This window comes from Plantactinospora sp. WMMB782 (assembly GCF_049179135.1).
Classification (GTDB): Bacteria; Actinomycetota; Actinomycetes; order Mycobacteriales; family Micromonosporaceae; genus Plantactinospora.
This window is the reverse complement of the sequence record NZ_JBMHMC010000007.1, coordinates 6,098,730-6,116,158: the sequence shown is the minus strand read 5'-3', so window position 1 is coordinate 6,116,158 and position 17,429 is coordinate 6,098,730. Positions and strand designations below refer to the sequence as shown.

Genomic DNA, 17,429 nt, shown 5'->3' with positions numbered 1-17,429 from the left:
CGCGGCTGTTCTGGGTAGCGGAGGTTCCGTGGACGCAGTTGCGCAGACAGACGGGGACCGTAGCACCCCACCGCCGGACCGGTCCGGAAACGCTGCCGGGCGAGCTGCCGGCCGGTTCCGCGGGCACGCTGCCGGGTCGGTTCGCGGGCAGGCTGCCGGCCGGGTCCGCGGGCAGGCTGTCGGGCGGCTTCGCGGGCGGGTCGGTCCGTGACGGCTGGTCCACGGACGGCTGGTCCACGGGTCCTGGTGGTCGGCCAACTGGCCCGCGACCTGGTGCTGGTGGTCGACCGGATGCCGCCGGCCGGCAGCGCCGCCGAGGTCGGCGACCACCGCGAGACGCTCGGCGGCAAGGGCGCCAACCAGGCCGTCGCGCTGGCCCAACTCGATGCCCGACCGAGCCTGCTCGCCGTGGCTGGCGACGACCGGATCGGCGACGAACTGCTGGCGCAGGCCCGTCGGGACGGGGTCGACGTGTCCCAGGTCCGCCGCCGGGCCGGGACCGGCACCGGACTGATCGTCGAGACGCTGGACGCCGACGGCGGCTGGCGCTATCTGCAACACCTGCCCGACGACATGCTGCTTACCGAGGCCGACGTGGCGGCGGCCGGTGCCGCGTTCGACGCCGCCGACGCCGTACTGGTGCAGCTCCAGCAGCCCCCGGCGGCGGCGCTGGCGGCAGCGCGGCTGGCCCGGCAGGCGGACCGGCTACTGGTACTCGACGGCGCGCCGGCCGACGACGGGCACCGCGGGCCGCTGCTGGCCCTCGCCGACGTGCTCCGGGCGGACGACCGGGAGACCGGGTTGCTCACCGGCGCCTCCGGCGACGACCCGGGGCAGGTCCGGTCCGCCGCCGAGGAGTTGCTGCGGGCCGGCCCGAGCCTGGTGGTGCTCGGTCTCGGCCCGGCCGGGAACCTCTTCGTCTGGGACGACCGACGGTGGGGCGCGGGGCACCTGCTGGTGCCGCTCACCGACGAGAAGGTGGTGGACACCACCGGCGCCGGGGACGCGCTGACCGCCGCCCTCGCCGTGGCACTGCTCCGGGGCGACCCTCCGCCGGACGCGGCCCGCTACGCGGTGGCCGCCGCCGGAGCCGTCGTCGGGCATCCCGGAGGCCGTCCCGCGCTCGACCCGGAGGCGCTGCGGGAGCGGGCGCAACGGCTGCGCCCCGACCCGGGCGCGGGTCCGTCGACGGGTGCCCCGGCATGAGCCTCGACACCGGACCGGCCGGCGCGCGCCGTCGGTCGGCGATCCCGGGACCACGGCTCCACTCGGACCGGGCGCCGGCCGGCGCCGAGACCTGGGAGGTCCGCGAGGTGGGCCTGCATCCGGCGGTACGGGCCGACCTGGAGTCGGTCTTCGCCCTGGCCAACGGCCGGCTCGGCGTACGGGGTGTGCTGGAGGAGGGTGGCGCGAGCAGCAATCCGAGCAGCTACCTCGACGGGTGCTACGAGGAACAGGAGTTGACCTATCCGGAGCAGGGTTACGGTTTCCCGAAGCAGAACCAGGTGCTGATCGGGGTGCCGGACGGTACCCGCTTCGCACTCTTCGTGGACGGCCGCCCGATCGACCCTTCGGCCGGCGACACGACATCCTGGGCGTCCTCGCCGAGCTCACAGGCGTCCTCGGCGAGCGGAAGCCGGCACGAGCGGGTGCTGGACCTGCGCGCCGGCACCCTCCACCGGTCGTCGCACTGGACCGCCCCGTCCGGCGCGACGGTGCGGCTGCGCAGTACCCGGCTGGTCTCGTTCACCCGTCCCGCCGTGCTGGCGATCCGCTACGAGGTCGCCGCCGCCGACCGGCCGGTAAACGTCCGGTTGCACTCGGAGCTGCGGGCGAACCCGGCGCTGCCGGACCGGGACACCGACGACCCGAGGGCGCCGACAGTCCTCGAACGCCCGCTGCTGGCGGAGCGGCACCTTGCCGACGGCCACGGCGGGGTCCTGGCGCACCGCACGCGGCGCAGCCGCCAGCGGGTCGTCGCCGCCGTCACGCACCTGCTGGACGAGCCGGAGACGCCGGACGGGTCACGGCCGGAGGTCACCGTCGACACCGGTCCGGACCTGGTGCGGGTCGCCGTCGACGTCCGGCTGGCGCCCGGACAGCGGCTCGGGGTGACGAAGCTCGTCGGGTACGCGATGTCCGAGCGCCGGCCGTTCGACGAGCTGATCACCGACGCGCGGGCGATGCTCACGGAGGCGGCCGGACGCGGCTGGGCCGGACTGCTGGCCGAGCAGCGGGACTGTCTCGACGGGTTCTGGGACGACGCGGACGTGGCCGTCGACGGCGACCCACAGCTCCAGCAGGCGGTGCGGTTCGCGCTGTTCCACCTGTTCCAGGCCAGCGTCCGGGCGGGCCGGCGGCCGGTGCCGGCCAAGGGGCTGACCGGCAACGGCTACGACGGCCACACCATGTGGGACGCCGAGACGTTCGTGCTGCCGGTGCTCAGCTACCTGCGGCCGGACGCCGCCGCGGCCGCGCTCCGCTGGCGGCATGCCACCCTCGACCAGGCCCGGCGGCGGGCCACCGAACTGCGGCTGGCCGGTGCCGCCTTTCCCTGGCGGACCATCGACGGCCGGGAGTGTTCCGGGTACTGGCCGGCCGGTACCGCCGCGCTGCACGTCAACGCCGACATCGCCGCCGCCGTACTGCGGCACGTCGCGATCACCGGCGATTACGCCCTGCTCGACGAGATCGGGCTGGAACTGCTGGTCGAGACGGCCCGGCTGTGGAACCGGGTGGGCCACTTCGACGAGGCGGGCGACTTCCACCTGCACGGGGTCACCGGGCCGGACGAGTACACCGCGCTCGGCAACGACAACCTGTTCACCAACGTGATGGCCCGGCAGAACCTGCTCGGCGCCGTCGCGGCGGCCCGCCGGCTGCCGGAGCGGGCCCGCCAGCTCGGCGTCGACGCCTCCGAGCTGGACGCCTGGCAGGCGGCGGCCGAGGCGATGCACCTGCCGTACGACGCCGTCCGGCGGGTGCACCAGCAGTGTGCCGGGTTCACCGCGCTGCGGGAGTGGGACTTCGCCGGCACCGGCGACGACGAGTACCCGCTGCTGCTGCACTACCCCTACCTGGAGCTCTACCGTCGGCAGGTGGTCAAGCAGGCGGACGTGGTGCTGGCGATGCAGCACTGCGGCGACCTGTTCACCCCGGAGCAGAAGGCCCGCAACTTCGACTACTACCACCGGCGTACCGTCGGGGACTCGTCGCTGTCGGCGAGCGCGCACGCGATCCTCGCCGCCGAACTCGGACACCTCGAACTCGGGTACGCCCACCTGGCCGACTCGGCCCTGCAGGACCTGCACGAGATGCCCCGGCAGAGCCGCGACGGGCTGCACATCGCCGCCCTCGCCGGGGTCTGGCTGGCCCTGGTCGGCGGCTTCGGCGGGCTGCGGGAGCAGGGTGACGAACCCGCCTTCGCGCCCCGGTTGCCGGCGGCGCTGACCCGGCTGGAGTTCTCGCTGCGCTGGCGGGGACGCCGGCTCCGGGTCACGGTGACCCGGGACCACGCGACCTACCTGCTCCGGGACCATGCCGACGGAGACACTCTCCGGCTGCACCACTACGGCACGGCGCTGGACCTGCGGCCGGGCACGCCGCGTCGGCTGCCACTGCCGGAGCTGCCCGACCCGGGCCCGGAACCGGCCGCACCGCCCGGCCGGGCTCCCCGGCGCCGGACCACCGGGAAGGCGGTGACGCCGGTCGGGACGGTCCCGGCCGGTTCGGCCGACGGCCGCTAGAGTGCCGGAAGCACGAACGTCGGCGGGTCGGGTGACACACCGGGCAGGTCGGTCGGGTGGTCGCTGGTCATGCCCGGTGGACCGGCAGGTGCCGTCGCGAGCTGGTGAACAGGTCACGTGCCGCCCGGCCACTGTCCTCGATCAACCGCGGTAGCTGCTCGGCGATCTCTCCGGGCTGCCGGCCCGCGATGTGTCGGTTCCACCGGTCTACGAGCAGCCGCAGCTCTTCCGGGATCTCGCGGTCCTTGAGCAGGATGACCCAGAGGCGCGACATCTGGTCCGCGAGCTGGTCGAAGGTCGACCGCAACCAGCGGTTCGCGCTCGCGACGGCCAGGACCTGGAAGACCCGCATCGACAGCTCGGAGAAGCGCAGGACCGCCTCCAACCGGTGCTCACCGTCGATATCGGGCGGGGACCACTCGGTCAGCAGCCGGGCGAGTTCCTGCGCCTCGACGTCGGACATCCGCTGCAAGCCCAGACGGACAAGCTCGGGGCCGACGAGAGACCACGCCTCGACCAGCTCCGACACCTCCTGGGCGCCGAGAGGGCTCACGACGTAACCCGCCCGGGGCAGCGTGATGATCAACCCCTCGCGGTCCAGCCGGGCGAGCGCCCGACGAATCGGAGTCAGCCCGTACGGAGTCGTGCGGGCCAGTTCCCGCTCGGTGAGTGACGCCCCCGGCGGGAGCTCACAGGCCACGATGCGGGTACGCAGCGCCACATAGGCCTGCTGCGTCAGCGAACCCTCCCCCGTCGCGCCCTGGTTGCCCACAACAGGAGACCCTAGCCCGCCCGCCACCCTGCTCCGAGGCGACGTCGCACACTCTCCCGTGGTCGGACTTGACCTCCCCGGCTCCGACAGACATGCTCGGTGCTGAAATTTCAGGCAGGTCAGACGGCGGACTGTCGCTCTCGGAGGTCCTCGGGACGCGGCCGAACAGAGGGGACCCCAGCAGGATGAGGGCATTCGTGCTCGCGTTCGGGACGCGTGGCGACGTGCAGCCGTTCGTCGCCCTGGGACGCGCACTGTCCGACGCCGGCCACGAAGTGCTGGTGGCCGGGCCGGCCTGCTACGAGTCGCTCGCCGCTGCCGACGGCGTCCCGTTCGCACCCGTCGACGACCGGTGGAACCGGCTCACCGACGAGCCCCACATCCAACAGGCCCTCGCGACGAACTACGGCGGGCTGAAGGCGAAACGGACGGCCGTCGACGTGGTGCGCCGGACCCGGCAGTACGTCGCCGCCGCGCTCGACGACGTCAGCGCGGCCGTTCCGGCCCGAACCGACGTCGTCGTGCACCACACCATGCTGCCCGGCCAGCACCTCGCCGAGGCCCTCGGCGTCCCCTCGGTCCCGGTGGCACTGCAACCGAACTGGATCCCTACCGGCGCCTTCCCGTGCCCGATGTGGGCCCCGCCGTGGCTGCCCAGATCCGGCAACCGGCTGAGCTACCGACCGGCCGCGCTCGCCCCCCGAATGCTCCTCGGCCCGGTGGGAGGGCACTGGCGTGCACGACTCGGGCTGCGTTCCCGGCGTGGGTCCGGTAACCCGTTCCGCCGCCCCGACGGCGGCCCCGCCTTCGTACTACAGGCGTTCAGTCGCCACGTGCTGCCGCAGCCGGCCGACTGGCCCGGATACGCGCCCGTCACCGGATACTGGACCCGCGCCGGCGAGGGGCAGGGCCCGTCGCCGGCCCTGGCCGAGTTCCTCGACCGCGGAACACCGCCGATCTACCTCGGCTTCGGCAGCATGCGCGGCCAGCACCCCGAGGCGATCGGCGAGATGGTCCGACAACTGGTCGACACAACCGGACTGCGAGCCGTTGTCGCGACCGGCGCCGGCGGGATCGCGGTCGCAGGCTCGGACACCGACTCCGTGCACGTCGTCGACGAGGCTCCGCACGACTGGCTCCTCCCCCGCACCGCAGTGGTCGTCCACCACGGCGGAGCAGGAACGACAGCCGCCGCGCTGCTCGCCGGGCGCCCACAGGTGATCTGCCCCTTCACCGGCGACCAGCCGTTCTGGTCCGAGCGGATGCGAGCCGTCGGCGTCGCCCCGGACCCCGTCCCACAGCGGCAGATCACCGCCGAACGCCTCGTCGAGGCAGTCGAGGCGACAAGGTCCGACAGCACGATGTCCCGCAGGGCCGCCGAGATCGGAGAGTTGGTACGCGCCGAAGGCGGCACACACCGTGCGGTCGAACTGCTACTCGAGCTGACGACCGACCGGGCTGCCCAGGCCGGCGGCTCCGGCTAGCGGTCGGTGCGCAGGGCCGGCAGCACCCGCTTGGCGTAGAGCTCGAAGAGACCCTGGTAGTGCGGCCCGGTGTTGGCCACGTAGACCTCGTCGAAACCCGCCTGCGCGTACCTGTCGATCATCTCCAGGTGGGCATCCGGGTCGTCGCCACAGACGAACGCCTGCTTCACCTGCTCCTCGGTGACCAGTTCGGAGGCCTGCTCGAAGTGCCGCGGCGAGGGCAGCACCTGGGACAGCTCGCCCGGTACGCCGGCATTGGGCCACCGCTGGTAGGCGATCCGCGCGCCCTCCTCCACACTGCCGGCGTACGCCGCCTTGAAGCCGCCCTGGCACGGCTTGTCGCCGCCGCCGTTGGCCCGGAACCGGTCCACCAGCTCCTTGTCGGGCATGACGCTGATGTAGCCGTCGCCGATCCGGGCGGCGAGGTCGATGGCCTTCGGGCCGAAGCCGGAGACGTAGATCGGCGGCGGGGTCTCCGGTCGGGTGTAGATCCGGGCGTTCTCCACCCGGTAGTGCCTGCCCTGGTGTTCCACGAACTCGCCCCGCCACAGCTCGCGGATCACCTCGACGGCCTCTTCCAGCATCTCCAACCTGGTGCCGGCGTTCGGCCAGGCGTCGCCGAAGATGTGCTCGTTGAGCGCCTCACCGGTGCCGACGCCGAGCACGAACCGACCGGAGTGCAGCACCGCCGTCGTCGCGGCGGCCTGGGCGATCACCGCCGGATGGATCCGGACGGTGGGGCAGGTCACGGCCGTGGTGACCGGCAGCGAGCAGACCTGGCTGAGCGCGCCGAGCATCGACCAGACGAATGCGCTCTGTCCCTGCGCGTCCACCCAGGGGTGGTAGTGGTCGGAGATCCACAGGGACTGGAAGCCCGCCGCCTCCGCCCCCCGAGCCTGCTCCAGCAGCTCGGCCGGGGTGTACTCCTCACTGGACAGGAAGTAGCCGATGCGCATGCCGTCCTCCTCGTGTCGGGCCTGCCCGACCTCTACCCCGAACCGCACCCGATCAGTCGTCGTCGCCGTGCCGGCGGCCGACTCCGCGCCGGGGCTCGGTCCGCGGGCGTCGTCGCCGTGCGGGCGGCCGACTCCGTACCGGGGCTCGGCTCACGACGTCGACGGCCCGGACACCACCGGGCTCGACGGCGCCGGTGCCGTCGAGCCCGGTGGGAAGGCGGCGGTCGACTCCCCGGATGTGCCGACCGCCCGGTGTGCTGTCTACGGGCCGGTGTGCTGTCTACGGGTTCAGGTCCGCGAGATGGTCGTCTTCAGCTCTGCGAGATGGCGTCGACCAGGTCGCCGACGGGCCGGTCGGGCAGCGCCCGCGCGACGTCGGCCACCGCGACCATCCCGACGAGGTCGTGCCCGTCGATCACCGGCAGCCGGCGTACCTGGTGGCTGCCCATCGTCCGCAGGATCTCCTCGGCGTCGTCGTCCGCCCCGATGGTCACCGGCTTGCCCTGGGCGAGTTCGCCCGCCTTCACAATGCGCGGATCGCGGCCCTGGGCGAGCACCTTCACGACGATGTCCCGGTCGGTGAGCATGCCCTTGAGCCGGTTGTCGGTGCCGCAGATCGGCATCGAACCCACGCCGAGTTCCGACATCCGGCGGGCGGCCGTGAACATGTCGTCGTTCTCGTCCACGCAGGTCGGGTTCGGTGTCATGATCTCACGTGCGGTCGTCATACCTGATCACCTTTTCCACGGATAGCCTCTGTTCACCTCTCCTACCCAGAACCCCGGCCGCTGATGCCGGTCATGCCGTCGACAGTCATCCCTTCCGGCCGGTGGTGGCGATGCCTTCGACGAAGTGCCGTTGCGCCAGGAAGAAAAGAACGATCATCGGTACGGTGGCGATGACGCTGCCGGCGAGGACGATCTCCCACTGCTGTTCGCCGCCGTAACCGAAGCGGTCCAGCAGCACCTTCAGTCCCCGGGGCAGGGTGTAGAGCTGCTCGTCCCGCAGATAGATCAACGGTTTGATCAGGTCGGTCCAGCTCGCCTTGAACTCGAAGACGAACGCCACCAGCAGGGCCGGCCGGATCAGCGGGAACGCCAGCCGCCAGAAGAGCTGCGGGTAGCTGGCCCCGTCCACCCGGGCCGCCTCGAAGTACTCCCTGGGCAGCGAGAGCAGGAACTGGCGGATGAGGAAGATGTAGAACGCCGACCCGAACAGGTTGCCGGCCCAGAGCGGCACCTGGGTACCGGTCAGGTTCAGCTCCGACCAGATCAGGTACGTCGGGATCATCGTGACCGCGAACGGCAGCATCATGGTGGCGAGTACCAGGCCGAACAGCAGGTTCCGGCCGGGGAACCGGAAGTAGGCGAAGCCGAACGCGATCCAGGCACTGGAGACGGTGACCGCCGCCGCCGCCGCGACCCCGACCAGCGGGCTGTTGGCCAGCCAACTCAGCAGCGGGATCGCCGACCAGGCCGTCGAGTAGTTCTCCGGGGCGAACGGCACCGGCAGGAAGCCTGCGGAAAAGACGTACTCGCGGGGCCGCAGCGACGCGCTGACCAGCCAGAGGAACGGAAGCATGAACAGCGCCGCCGCGCCGGCCAGCGCGAGCACGAACGGCAGCCGGCGCCACCAGGGCCGGCCGGCCGCCCGATCCGGCGCCGCACCGGCCGGGCGACGCTCGGCCAGCGGTCCCGAACCGGCCGGCGGCAGCACGGAAGCGTCGCCCGTCCGGGCCGCGACGTCGGTCATCGTTCACCACCCTCGTAGTAGACGAACCGCCGGGAGAGCCGCACCTGCACGGCGGTGACGCCGAGGATCACCAGGAAGAGCAGCCAGGCCATGGCCGAGGCGTAGCCCATGTGCAGGAACTGGAACGCCTCCTGGAAGAGCCGGATCACGTAGAAGGTCGCGGCGTCGGAGTTGAACCTGTTCTGCGTCTCCCGGTTCCCGAAGTACATCGTGTAGACCTCGGTGAACATCTGGAACGAGGCGATGGTGTTGACGACCAGGGTGAAGAAGAGCGAGCCCGAGATCATCGGCACGGTCACGTGCCGGAACCGGGCCCACGCCCCGGCGCCGTCGATGCTCGCCGCCTCGTAGAGGTCGCGCGGCACGTTCTGCAGCGCGGCAAGATAGATCACCACGGTCGAGCCGAGGCTCCACAGGCTCATCAGGACGATCCCCGGCATCACCCAGTCCGGGTCGGTGGTCCAGGCCGGGCCGTCGACGCCGAGCACCGCCAACCCCCGGTTGACGAGCCCGTCCTGGGTGTTGAGCAGCAGCAGGAAGAGCACCCCGATCGCCACCGTCGGGGTCATCACCGGCAGATAGAAGACCGTCCGGAAGAAGCCCTGGAGGCGGCCGACCCGTAACAGCAGCATCGCCAGGCCGAGCGACACCGCCATCGTCAGCGGCACGTGCAGCACCGTGTAGTAGAGCGTGTTGGTGAGGCTGCGCAGCACCATCGGGTCCTCGGCGATCCGCCGATAGTTGTCCAGGCCGGTCCAGGTCGGTGCGCTGACCACGTCGTACTCGGTCAGGCTCAGCCAGAGGCTGGCCAGCATCGGGCCGGCCTGGAAGACGAGCAGGCCGACCAGCCAGGGAGCGATGAAGACGTACGCCCAGCGCGTCTCGCGCCGGGCCAACCGGTTGCGGCCCCGCCGCCGGGATGTGCCGGACCGGGCGGGCCGCTCCCCGACCCCGACGGTGCCGGTCGGCATCGCCGGCCCACTTCGCGGCGTCGTCGCCGGCCCAGTTCGCGGCGTCGGCATCGCCGGCCTACTTCGCCGCCCGGTCGAGCGCGGCGGTGGCCTCGGACTGGGCCCGCCGCAGCGCCTCGGCCGGCTCGCTCTGGCCGGACAGGACCCGGTTCACCGCGTCCATCCACGCCTTGTCGAACTCCGCACCGGCCCGGGACGCCGGGATGGTGAAGGCGTGCTCCTGCACCGACACGATGGTCTGGACGGCCTGGTCGAACCGCGGGTTGCCGCTGGGGCGGTAGACCTCCGACATGATCCGCCGGTCCGCCTCCACGTTGCCGGTGTACAGGCCGGTGAACGGCGCTCCGCTGGCCTGCCTGGCGGCGACCCGGGCCTTCGCCGCCGCGACCCAGGTGTCGGTCGCGGTCATCCGCTTGGCGAACTCGCAGGCGGCCTCGGGGTTCTTCGCCCCCTTCGGAATGGCCCAGGCCTGGCCGCTGACCAGGGTGAGCGGGTTGCCCTGCCGGTCGACGAACGGCTTGACCACCAGCTCGGCGTCCGGGGTGTTCTTGGCGGCGAGGTTGAGGAACCAGTCCTCCATCGGCCAGACGCCGATCTGGTGCCGGGCCAGCGGGCTGTCGGCGCCGAAGAAGTCGAAGGTGTCCCGGAATCCCTTGAACCTGTCCCAGCCGGCCTGCCGCTGCACCAGCCCGTAGGCGGTCCGCAGCGCCTCCAGCACCGCGGGGTCGTCCAGCCGGGCCGTCCGGCCGTCGGCGGAGAGCAGCTCCGCGCCGTTGGCCCTGGCCCAGAGCGGGAGGAACTCGGGGATCTTCGGGTCGATGCCGATCCGGGTGAGGCGACCGCCGTCGACCCGGGCCAGCCGGTCGGTCAGGGCCGGCAAATCGGCCCAGTCCGCCAGGTCGACCTGCTCGGCGGTGAGGCCGGCCTGCCGGAGTACGGCCTCGTCCAGGTAGACGAGGCGGACACTGTAGAACTCGGGAATGCCGTACAGCACGCCGTCCAGGGTCACCTGGTCCCGCGCCGCCGGCCGGTACTGCGCGACGTCGATGTCGTGCTTCTCGACGCACTCGGTCAGCGGGATGACCGCACCCCGGGTGGCGTACGTGCCGATCAGCTTCCGGTCCAGATAGACCAGATCGGGCGGGTTGCCGTCGGCGACGGCCGAGAGGAACTGCTGCTCGTCGAAGCCGCCCTCGGTGATCTCCACCGTGATCCCCGGACTGGCCTGCTTGAAGCTGTCCACCCGACTGGTCGCGATCTCGTCCGACAGGCTGAACCCGAGGGTGGTGAGCCGGCCGGACCCCTCGGCGCCGTCACCGTCGCCGCCTCCGCCGACTCCGCCGCAGCCGGCGACCGCGAGCAGCGCGGCCAGGAGTACGGCCGGACCTGACCTCTTACCCATCATGGCGCTCCTCCCCCGTGTCGGGGCGGTCCCGGCAGCGGCGGATGACTACTTCCACCCACCCCTCCGCTTGAAACACCCGGCCCCCGCTTCCGGCAGGATCTGCGCCTCGGGGTCGTCGGCGGGCGCGAACCGTCGCCGGGTTCCGGATCGCGGGTTCACACCGCCGGTGCCCGGGTAGCAGTTCCGTCATCCACAGGCGTTGGGAGGCGGACAGGTGAAGGCACTGACCTGGCAGGGCAAGCGCGACGTGCGGGTGACGGAGGTCCCGGACCCCCGGATCGAGGAGCCGACCGACGCGGTGATCCGGGTGACCTCGACCGCCATCTGCGGCTCCGACCTGCACCTCTACGAGGTGCTCGGCGCCTACCTGAAACCGGGCGACATCCTCGGGCACGAGACCATGGGCATCGTCGAGGAGGTCGGCCCGGCGGTGGACCGGCTCCGGCCGGGCGACCGGGTGGTGGTGCCGTTCAACATCTCCTGCGGTTCGTGCTGGATGTGCCAGCGCCAGCTCTACGCCCAGTGCGAGACGACCCAGGTGCGCTCCGAGGGCAAGGGTGCGGCCCTGTTCGGCTACACCTCCCTCTACGGCTCGGTGCCGGGCGGCCAGGCCGAGTACCTCCGCGTCCCGCACGCACAGTTCGGCCCGGTGAAGGTGCCGTCGACCGGCTCGGACGAGCGGTACCTCTACCTCTCCGACATCCTGCCGACCGCCTGGCAGGCGGTACGCTACGCCGACGTGCCGCAGGGCGGCACACTCGCCGTCTTCGGGCTCGGACCGGTCGGGCAGTTCTGTGCCCGGGTCGGGCGCCAGCTCGGCGCCGCCCGGGTCATCGGACTCGACCTGGTCCCCGAGCGGTTGGCGATGGCCCGGCGGCACGGCGTGGAGACCGTCGACGTGAGCGACCTGGACGACGTGCCGGGCGCCCTGCTCGACCTGGTGGACGGCCGCGGCCCCGACTCGGTGATCGACGCGGTCGGGATGGAGGCGCACGGGTCGCCCTGGGGCAAGCTCGCCCAGACCGCTGTGGGACTGCTGCCGGACCCGGTGGCCCGGTCGATGACCGACCGGTTCGGAGTGGACCGGCTCAGCGTCCTGCACGCCGCCGTCAAGTCGGTACGCCGCGGCGGCACGGTCTCCCTCTCCGGGGTCTACGGCGGGGAACTCGACCCGATGCCGTTGATGGAGATGTTCGACCGGGGCGTACAGCTGCGGATGGGGCAGGCACACGTGCGCCGCTGGACCGACGAGATCATGCCACTGCTGGGCCGGGACGACGATCCGCTCGGGGTGGAGGACCTGCGTACCCACCGGCTGCCGCTGGCGCATGCCGCCGAGGGCTACGAGATGTTCCAGAAGAAGGCGGACGGCTGCATCAAGGTGGTGTTGGCCCCGTAGCGGTGCCCCGCGTCCGGTTTAGCGCCGGCCCGGCAGGGCATGACGGCAGCAGGCTGTCGCGCCCCGCCGGCCGGCGGCGGCCGGACCGATGATCGCAGGGAGCACCGACATGACCCACACCCCCGGCCGCCCGCTCGCCCTCGTCACCGGCGCGTCCACCGGGATCGGCTACGAGTTGGCCAAGGAGTTCGCCCGCAACGGCTTCGACCTGGTGGTCGTCGCCGAGAACGAGCGCATCCACCAGGCCGCCCGGGACGTCGAGGCGCTGGGCGGCACCGTCGAGGCCGTCCAGGCCGACCTGGCGACACCCGCCGGCGTCCAGCAGGCGTACGACCGGGTCGCCGCGACGGGCCGCCCGCTCGACGCACTGGTGGTCAACGCCGGCATCGGGGTCAACGGCAGGTTCGCCGAGTCCGACCTCGCCGACGAACTGCGGCTGGTCGACCTCAACGTACGGTCGGCGGTGCACCTGGCCAAGCTCGGGATACCGCCGATGGTGGCCCGGGGAGCCGGACGTGTCATGTTCACCTCGTCCATCGCCGCCACCCAGCCGGGGCCGTTCGAGGCCGGCTACGCCGCCTCCAAGGCGTTCCTGCTGTCGTTCTCCGAGGCGCTGCACAACGAACTGAAGGACTCCGGGGTCACCGTGACCGCGTTCATGCCGGGTGCCACCGAGACCGAGTTCTTCGACCGGGCCGACATGCGGGACACCCGGCTCGGCGCCGCCCCGAAGGACGACCCGGCCGAGGTGGCCCGGCACGGGTTCGAGGCCATGATGGCGGGCCGGGACCACGTGGTCGCCGGGTCGGTGCACAACCGGCTGCTGGCCGGTGCGGCCAAGCTGGTGCCCGAACGGATCAAGGCGGAGCTGCACGGCAGGCTGGCAAGGCCCGGCTCCGCCAAGGAGTGAGTAACGGGACGGGACAGGGTAGGAACATCCGGGTCAACCGAAACCGACCTACAGGAGCAGACCCGTGGGAACCGTCCGTGCCCTGGTGCTGTGCTGCACCCTCAAGCCCTCACCCGCTCCGTCCAGTGCGGAACTGCTCGGCCGGGAGGTCCTCACGGCACTCGCCGACCACGACGTGGACGGCGAACTGGTCCGGGTCGTGGACCACAGGGTGAGGTTCGGAGTCTCCACGGACGAGGGTGACGGTGACGAGTGGCCGGACATCCGCGCGAAGCTGATGGAGGCGCAGATCCTGGTGGTCGCCACCCCGATCTGGCTGGGACAGCCGTCGAGCGTCTGCAAGATGGTGCTGGAACGCCTCGACGCCGAGCTCTCCGAGACCGACGGGCAGGGCCGGCTGCGCACCTACGGCAAGGTGGGTGCGGTGGCCGTGGTCGGCAACGAGGACGGCGCGCACCACGTCACCGCCGAGGTGCTCCAGGCGCTCAACGACGTCGGGTTCACGATCGCCGCCGCCGCGTCGACCTACTGGGTCGGCGAGGCGATGGGCGGCACCGACTACCGGGACGCGGGGCCGAAGCCGGACACCACGGGCAGCGCCACCAGGACACTCGCCCGCAACACGGCACACCTGGCGCACCTGCTCGCGGCAGAGCCGTACCCGTCGAGCTGACCGTCCCCGGTCCGCCGACCCGACCCGGCGGCACCGGCGAGCTGATCCACCGCGCCTGTCCGGCGGGGCTGATCCGGCGGGGCTGATCCGGCGGGGCCGGCTCGGCGGGCTGATCCGGCGAGACCTCACGATGACGCCGTTGCCGGACATTCTCCGCGAAGCTGCTGTTCGCCCCGTCCCTCCGTGGCGGCCGCCCCGGCGGGCCGTCCGCTCCGACCGCAATCGGTATATCAGCCGACCAACCGGGTAACCGGCGGGCGACACCGCAGGTGAAACTGGGGGCGGAAGATGACACAGGACAGGAATGCCGACCCGTCCGGGGACGGTCACCGGTCGAAGTCCCAGGTTGCGCAGCACGGCGCCATGGAGACCGGACAGCGCTTGACGCAGACCGGCGGGGGGCTCGCGCACAACGCCGCCGATCGGGGTCGGGACGTCGCGACCGAGGCAGGCCGACAGGCCAACGAACTGATGGGGCAGGCGTCGGCCCAGCTCAAGCAGCAGGCCGGCGCGCAGCAGGAACGCGCCGCGTCCGGGTTGCGGGCCCTCGGCGACGAGCTGCGGGCGATGTCCGAACGCAGCGAACGCCCGGGAGTCGGCACGGACCTGGTCCGGCACGCGGCCGACCGGATCCAGCAGGCGGCCGGTTGGCTCGACCAGCGCGAACCCGGGATGGTACTCGACGACGTGCGCGACTACGCCCGTCGCAACCCGGGGCTCTTCCTCGCCGGTGCCGCCGTCGCCGGTGTGCTCGCCGGCCGGTTGACCCGGACCCGGGACGCGTTGCAGGGCGGTCCGTCGGGTCCGCATCCCGACGGGCGGCACACCGGATCGCACGGCCGGTCCGGCAACGCGACGGGACAGTCACCCGGGATGGGCGACATACCGCAGACTGGACAGCCACACGGCAATCCGCTGCCGGAAGCCGGCCAGTACGGCGGACTCGGCGAGGGACGCGCCAGCGAGGTACGGCGATGAGCGTGTCCGCGGGTGGGCTCGGCGCCGACCGGGAGCGGGATCCGGCCCGTGCCTCGATCGGCGAGCTGCTCGGTGCCGTCACCCGCGACACCTCGACCCTGGTCCGGCAGGAGATCCAGCTGGCAAAACTGGAACTGCGGCAGGAGGTACGCACCGCGGGCCGGGTCGCCGGGATGTTCGGCGGCGCCGCGCTCGGTGCGCTGATGGTGCTGCTGTTCCTCTCGTACGCCCTGTGGTGGGGGTTGTCGAACGTGATGGACCAGGGGTGGGCGGCACTGGTCGTGGCCGGAGTGTGGGCCGTGGTCGCCGCCGCTCTCGTCGGGGTGGCCCGGCAGCAGTCGCGCAGTCTCCGGCCACTGCCACAGACGTCGGAGTCGATCCGGCGGATGCCCGGCGCCATCCGGGACCGGACACAGCATCGATCGGGGGGACAGGGATGAGTACCGACCCAGGCTCGATCCGAGCCGACGCCGACCGCACCCAGGATCGCCTGGGTGAGAACCTGAACGCGCTCGGCGACCGGATGAACCCGCGCAGCATGGCGCACCAGCAGGCCGGCAGGGCCCGGGGTGCCTGGCAGCGGCTGCGGGAATCGGTGATGGGCCGCACCGAGCACACCCGGCAGGAGATGACCGGGACGATGTCCCAGGCGCGGGAGGGTGCCCAGCACGCGCGCGGCGGCATGCGCCAGGCCGGGGAGATGTCCCGGGCCGGGCTCTCCTCGGCCGGCCACCGGGCGCAGGAGCTGGGCCAGCAGACCCGGCAGGTGTCCGAAGGACATCCGCTGGCGGCCGGACTCGTCGCGTTCGGGCTCGGGGTGCTCGCCTCCGCGCTGCTGCCGGCCGGCCCGGCGGAGCGGCGGATGGTCGGCCGGCTCCGGGACGAGGTGACCGAACACTCCGGCGCGCTGAAGCAGCAGGCCAGCGGCATGGCCCAGCAGGCGCGGCAGAACCTGCGGGAACCGGCCCAGCACGCCGTCGAGTCGGTCCGCTCCCGCGCCGGGCAGCACGCCGGCGAGATGCGGGACCAGGCACGCTCGTCGGCGGAGGAACTGCGGGGGCAGACCCGCGAGACGATGGGCGAGGTACGGCGCCGCTGACCGGCGATCTGCCGGGCGGCTCCCGGGCCGCCGGGGCCGAGCGCCGCCGCTGGCTGAGCTTCGCGGGTAGGGGGCGCTGGCAGGTGTGCGCGGTGAATGTCGTGGTAGCGACAGCAACTGCGCACACCCTCCCGGTTCGACGAGCGGTGCGGAGACCGAGCGATGGGGCGAGCGGGCTGGAGTGGTTGCTGTTCGAGCCGGCGGGGTCGAGGCGGCACGTCTGGCGGGGGTGGGCTGCGGTCAGTCGCCGAGCAGGGCCAGCACGCCCTGGTCGGCCGCCGGCCCGGTGGTGCCCTCCAGCGGTCCGAGCCGGCCGTCCCGGTAGAGGTCGACCAGCCGGGGGTCGACGTACGACGCACGGGCGACCGTCGGGGTGTTGCCGAGCAGTTCCGCGACCTCCCGCATCACCCCGGCCACCACCCGCCGCCGCTTCGCCTCCGAGTTCCGTGGGCCGGCGGCGGCCAGCCGACTTGCCGCGAGCACGGTCGCGTGCCAGGTGCGGAAGTCCTTCGCCGTCATGTCGGTGCCGCTGGCCCCGCGCAGATAGTCGTTGACGTCCTCGGCGCGTACGTCCGACCAGCGTCGCCGTTCCCAGTAGCCGAAGAGGCGATCGTGGCCCCGGCGCCGCCGCTTCAGGGCGTGTAACACCTGGCAGACGTCCGGATCGGTGACCCGGCGGCTCTGCTCCACCCCGCCCTTGGCCGGAAACTCCAGCAGCACACAGCCGCCGGCACCCCGGGCATGCTCCGGACGCAGCGTCGCGATCCCGAAGGTCGGTGCCTCGCCCGCCGCGTACTGGTCGCCGCCGATCCGGAACATGCCCAGGTCCAGCAGGCGGGCGACGGTGGCCAGCACCCGGGAGCGGCTCAGTCCACGCCCGCCCAGGTCGTGCTCGACCTGCTTGCGCAGCTGGTCGAGGTGGCCGGCCACCGCCAGGACGTGCGCGAACTTCTCGCGATCCCGCCGCTGACGCCACACCGGGTGGTAGAGGTACTGCTTACGCCCGGCCTCGTCGACGCCGGTGGCCTGGATGTGCCCGCGCGGATCGGGTGAGATCCACACCTGGCGCCAGGCCGGCGGGACGGCGAGTTCGCGCAACCGGCGACGCTGCGCCGGGTCCGTGATCGGCCGCCCGTCGGTGTCGAGGAACGTCACGCCACGTCCCCGCCGGCGGCGGCCGTACCCGGGAGCGTCGAGGTCAGAGCGACGCAGTCGCATGTCGGATCACCGATGCCATACCCACTCTCCTACCCCCACCCCGACGCCCCTACCCCCGCGCCCGCT

16 protein-coding genes are annotated in these 17,429 nt (G+C 72.4%); 9 read left to right on the top strand and 7 right to left on the bottom strand.

Features of this window, described 5'->3' with window-relative positions; all coding sequences use genetic code 11:
• Window positions 1-207: 207 nt before the first annotated feature.
• Window positions 208-1,206: a PfkB family carbohydrate kinase gene (locus tag ACN28A_RS29330; protein WP_421400536.1), complete on the top strand. Its 999-nt coding sequence runs from the start codon at window positions 208-210 to the stop codon at window positions 1,204-1,206.
• A complete protein-coding gene (locus ACN28A_RS29325) occupies window positions 1,203-3,746 on the top strand; it encodes a glycoside hydrolase family 65 protein (RefSeq protein WP_421400533.1) in 2,544 nt (847 codons plus the stop codon). The genes ACN28A_RS29330 and ACN28A_RS29325 overlap by 4 nt, the downstream gene beginning before the upstream one ends.
• 67 nt (window positions 3,747-3,813) lie before the next feature.
• Here ACN28A_RS29325 and ACN28A_RS29320 read toward each other — a convergent pair whose 3' ends face one another.
• On the bottom strand, window positions 3,814-4,518 hold the full coding sequence (locus ACN28A_RS29320; RefSeq protein WP_421400531.1) for a GntR family transcriptional regulator: 705 nt from the start codon (window positions 4,516-4,518) through the stop codon (window positions 3,814-3,816).
• Between the two features lie 185 nt (window positions 4,519-4,703).
• Between ACN28A_RS29320 and ACN28A_RS29315 the strand changes: the two genes are divergently transcribed.
• On the top strand, window positions 4,704-6,002 hold the full coding sequence (locus tag ACN28A_RS29315; protein ID WP_421400528.1) for a glycosyltransferase: 1,299 nt from the start codon (window positions 4,704-4,706) through the stop codon (window positions 6,000-6,002).
• Here the strand turns inward: ACN28A_RS29315 and ACN28A_RS29310 are convergent.
• From ACN28A_RS29310 to ACN28A_RS29290, 5 genes are all read right to left on the bottom strand, one after another.
• Window positions 5,999-6,958, bottom strand: coding sequence for a TIGR03557 family F420-dependent LLM class oxidoreductase (locus ACN28A_RS29310; RefSeq protein ID WP_421404696.1), 960 nt, complete (start codon window positions 6,956-6,958; stop codon window positions 5,999-6,001). The genes ACN28A_RS29315 and ACN28A_RS29310 overlap by 4 nt on opposite strands.
• Before the next feature lie 311 nt (window positions 6,959-7,269).
• Window positions 7,270-7,686, bottom strand: a complete 417-nt coding sequence (locus tag ACN28A_RS29305) for a CBS domain-containing protein (protein WP_421400526.1) — start codon at window positions 7,684-7,686, stop codon at window positions 7,270-7,272.
• Between the two features lie 85 nt (window positions 7,687-7,771).
• Complete coding sequence (locus tag ACN28A_RS29300; protein ID WP_421400524.1) at window positions 7,772-8,710, bottom strand: carbohydrate ABC transporter permease; 939 nt, start codon at window positions 8,708-8,710, stop codon at window positions 7,772-7,774.
• Window positions 8,707-9,681: a carbohydrate ABC transporter permease gene (locus tag ACN28A_RS29295; RefSeq protein ID WP_421400521.1), complete on the bottom strand. Its 975-nt coding sequence runs from the start codon at window positions 9,679-9,681 to the stop codon at window positions 8,707-8,709. The genes ACN28A_RS29300 and ACN28A_RS29295 overlap by 4 nt, the downstream gene beginning before the upstream one ends.
• Before the next feature lie 58 nt (window positions 9,682-9,739).
• Window positions 9,740-11,083: an ABC transporter substrate-binding protein gene (locus tag ACN28A_RS29290; RefSeq protein WP_421400519.1), complete on the bottom strand. Its 1,344-nt coding sequence runs from the start codon at window positions 11,081-11,083 to the stop codon at window positions 9,740-9,742.
• Between the two features lie 217 nt (window positions 11,084-11,300).
• On the opposite strand from ACN28A_RS29290, the gene ACN28A_RS29285 reads away from it, so the two are divergent.
• From ACN28A_RS29285 to ACN28A_RS29260, 6 genes are all read left to right on the top strand, one after another.
• Complete coding sequence (locus tag ACN28A_RS29285; protein WP_421400517.1) at window positions 11,301-12,485, top strand: zinc-dependent alcohol dehydrogenase; 1,185 nt, start codon at window positions 11,301-11,303, stop codon at window positions 12,483-12,485.
• 109 nt (window positions 12,486-12,594) lie between these two features.
• Window positions 12,595-13,395 carry an SDR family NAD(P)-dependent oxidoreductase gene (locus ACN28A_RS29280; protein ID WP_421400515.1) on the top strand — a complete coding sequence of 267 codons (801 nt, stop codon included), beginning with the start codon at window positions 12,595-12,597 and terminating at the stop codon, window positions 13,393-13,395.
• Between the two features lie 64 nt (window positions 13,396-13,459).
• On the top strand, window positions 13,460-14,068 hold the full coding sequence (locus ACN28A_RS29275; RefSeq protein WP_421400512.1) for a flavodoxin family protein: 609 nt from the start codon (window positions 13,460-13,462) through the stop codon (window positions 14,066-14,068).
• Between the two features lie 288 nt (window positions 14,069-14,356).
• Window positions 14,357-15,046 carry a hypothetical protein gene (locus ACN28A_RS29270; RefSeq protein WP_421400510.1) on the top strand — a complete coding sequence of 230 codons (690 nt, stop codon included), beginning with the start codon at window positions 14,357-14,359 and terminating at the stop codon, window positions 15,044-15,046.
• A complete protein-coding gene (locus ACN28A_RS29265; RefSeq protein WP_421400508.1) occupies window positions 15,043-15,486 on the top strand; it encodes a phage holin family protein in 444 nt (147 codons plus the stop codon). Before ACN28A_RS29270 ends, ACN28A_RS29265 begins: the two co-directional genes overlap by 4 nt.
• Window positions 15,483-16,145, top strand: coding sequence for a DUF3618 domain-containing protein (locus ACN28A_RS29260; RefSeq protein WP_421400505.1), 663 nt, complete (start codon window positions 15,483-15,485; stop codon window positions 16,143-16,145). Before ACN28A_RS29265 ends, ACN28A_RS29260 begins: the two co-directional genes overlap by 4 nt.
• A 240-nt stretch (window positions 16,146-16,385) precedes the next feature.
• Here the strand turns inward: ACN28A_RS29260 and ACN28A_RS29255 are convergent, their stop codons facing one another.
• Window positions 16,386-17,363, bottom strand: coding sequence for a DNA topoisomerase IB (locus ACN28A_RS29255; protein ID WP_421400502.1), 978 nt, complete (start codon window positions 17,361-17,363; stop codon window positions 16,386-16,388).
• Window positions 17,364-17,429: the final 66 nt, after the last annotated feature.

Excerpts from the sequence above, each read along its gene's own strand:
- ACN28A_RS29280 (WP_421400515.1), top strand. The coding sequence starts at position 12,595 with ATGACCCACACCCCCGGCCGCCCGCTCGCCCTCGTCACCGGCGCGTCC.
- ACN28A_RS29270 (WP_421400510.1), top strand. The coding sequence starts at position 14,357 with ATGACACAGGACAGGAATGCCGACCCGTCCGGGGACGGTCACCGGTCG.
- ACN28A_RS29305 (WP_421400526.1), bottom strand. The coding sequence starts at position 7,686 with ATGACGACCGCACGTGAGATCATGACACCGAACCCGACCTGCGTGGAC.
- ACN28A_RS29260 (WP_421400505.1), top strand. The coding sequence starts at position 15,483 with ATGAGTACCGACCCAGGCTCGATCCGAGCCGACGCCGACCGCACCCAG.
- ACN28A_RS29265 (WP_421400508.1), top strand. The coding sequence starts at position 15,043 with ATGAGCGTGTCCGCGGGTGGGCTCGGCGCCGACCGGGAGCGGGATCCG.
- ACN28A_RS29310 (WP_421404696.1), bottom strand. The coding sequence starts at position 6,958 with ATGCGCATCGGCTACTTCCTGTCCAGTGAGGAGTACACCCCGGCCGAG.
- ACN28A_RS29255 (WP_421400502.1), bottom strand. The coding sequence starts at position 17,363 with ATGCGACTGCGTCGCTCTGACCTCGACGCTCCCGGGTACGGCCGCCGC.
- ACN28A_RS29295 (WP_421400521.1), bottom strand. The coding sequence starts at position 9,681 with ATGCCGACCGGCACCGTCGGGGTCGGGGAGCGGCCCGCCCGGTCCGGC.
- ACN28A_RS29325 (WP_421400533.1), top strand. The coding sequence starts at position 1,203 with ATGAGCCTCGACACCGGACCGGCCGGCGCGCGCCGTCGGTCGGCGATC.
- ACN28A_RS29300 (WP_421400524.1), bottom strand. The coding sequence starts at position 8,710 with ATGACCGACGTCGCGGCCCGGACGGGCGACGCTTCCGTGCTGCCGCCG.
- ACN28A_RS29290 (WP_421400519.1), bottom strand. The coding sequence starts at position 11,083 with ATGGGTAAGAGGTCAGGTCCGGCCGTACTCCTGGCCGCGCTGCTCGCG.
- ACN28A_RS29315 (WP_421400528.1), top strand. The coding sequence starts at position 4,704 with ATGAGGGCATTCGTGCTCGCGTTCGGGACGCGTGGCGACGTGCAGCCG.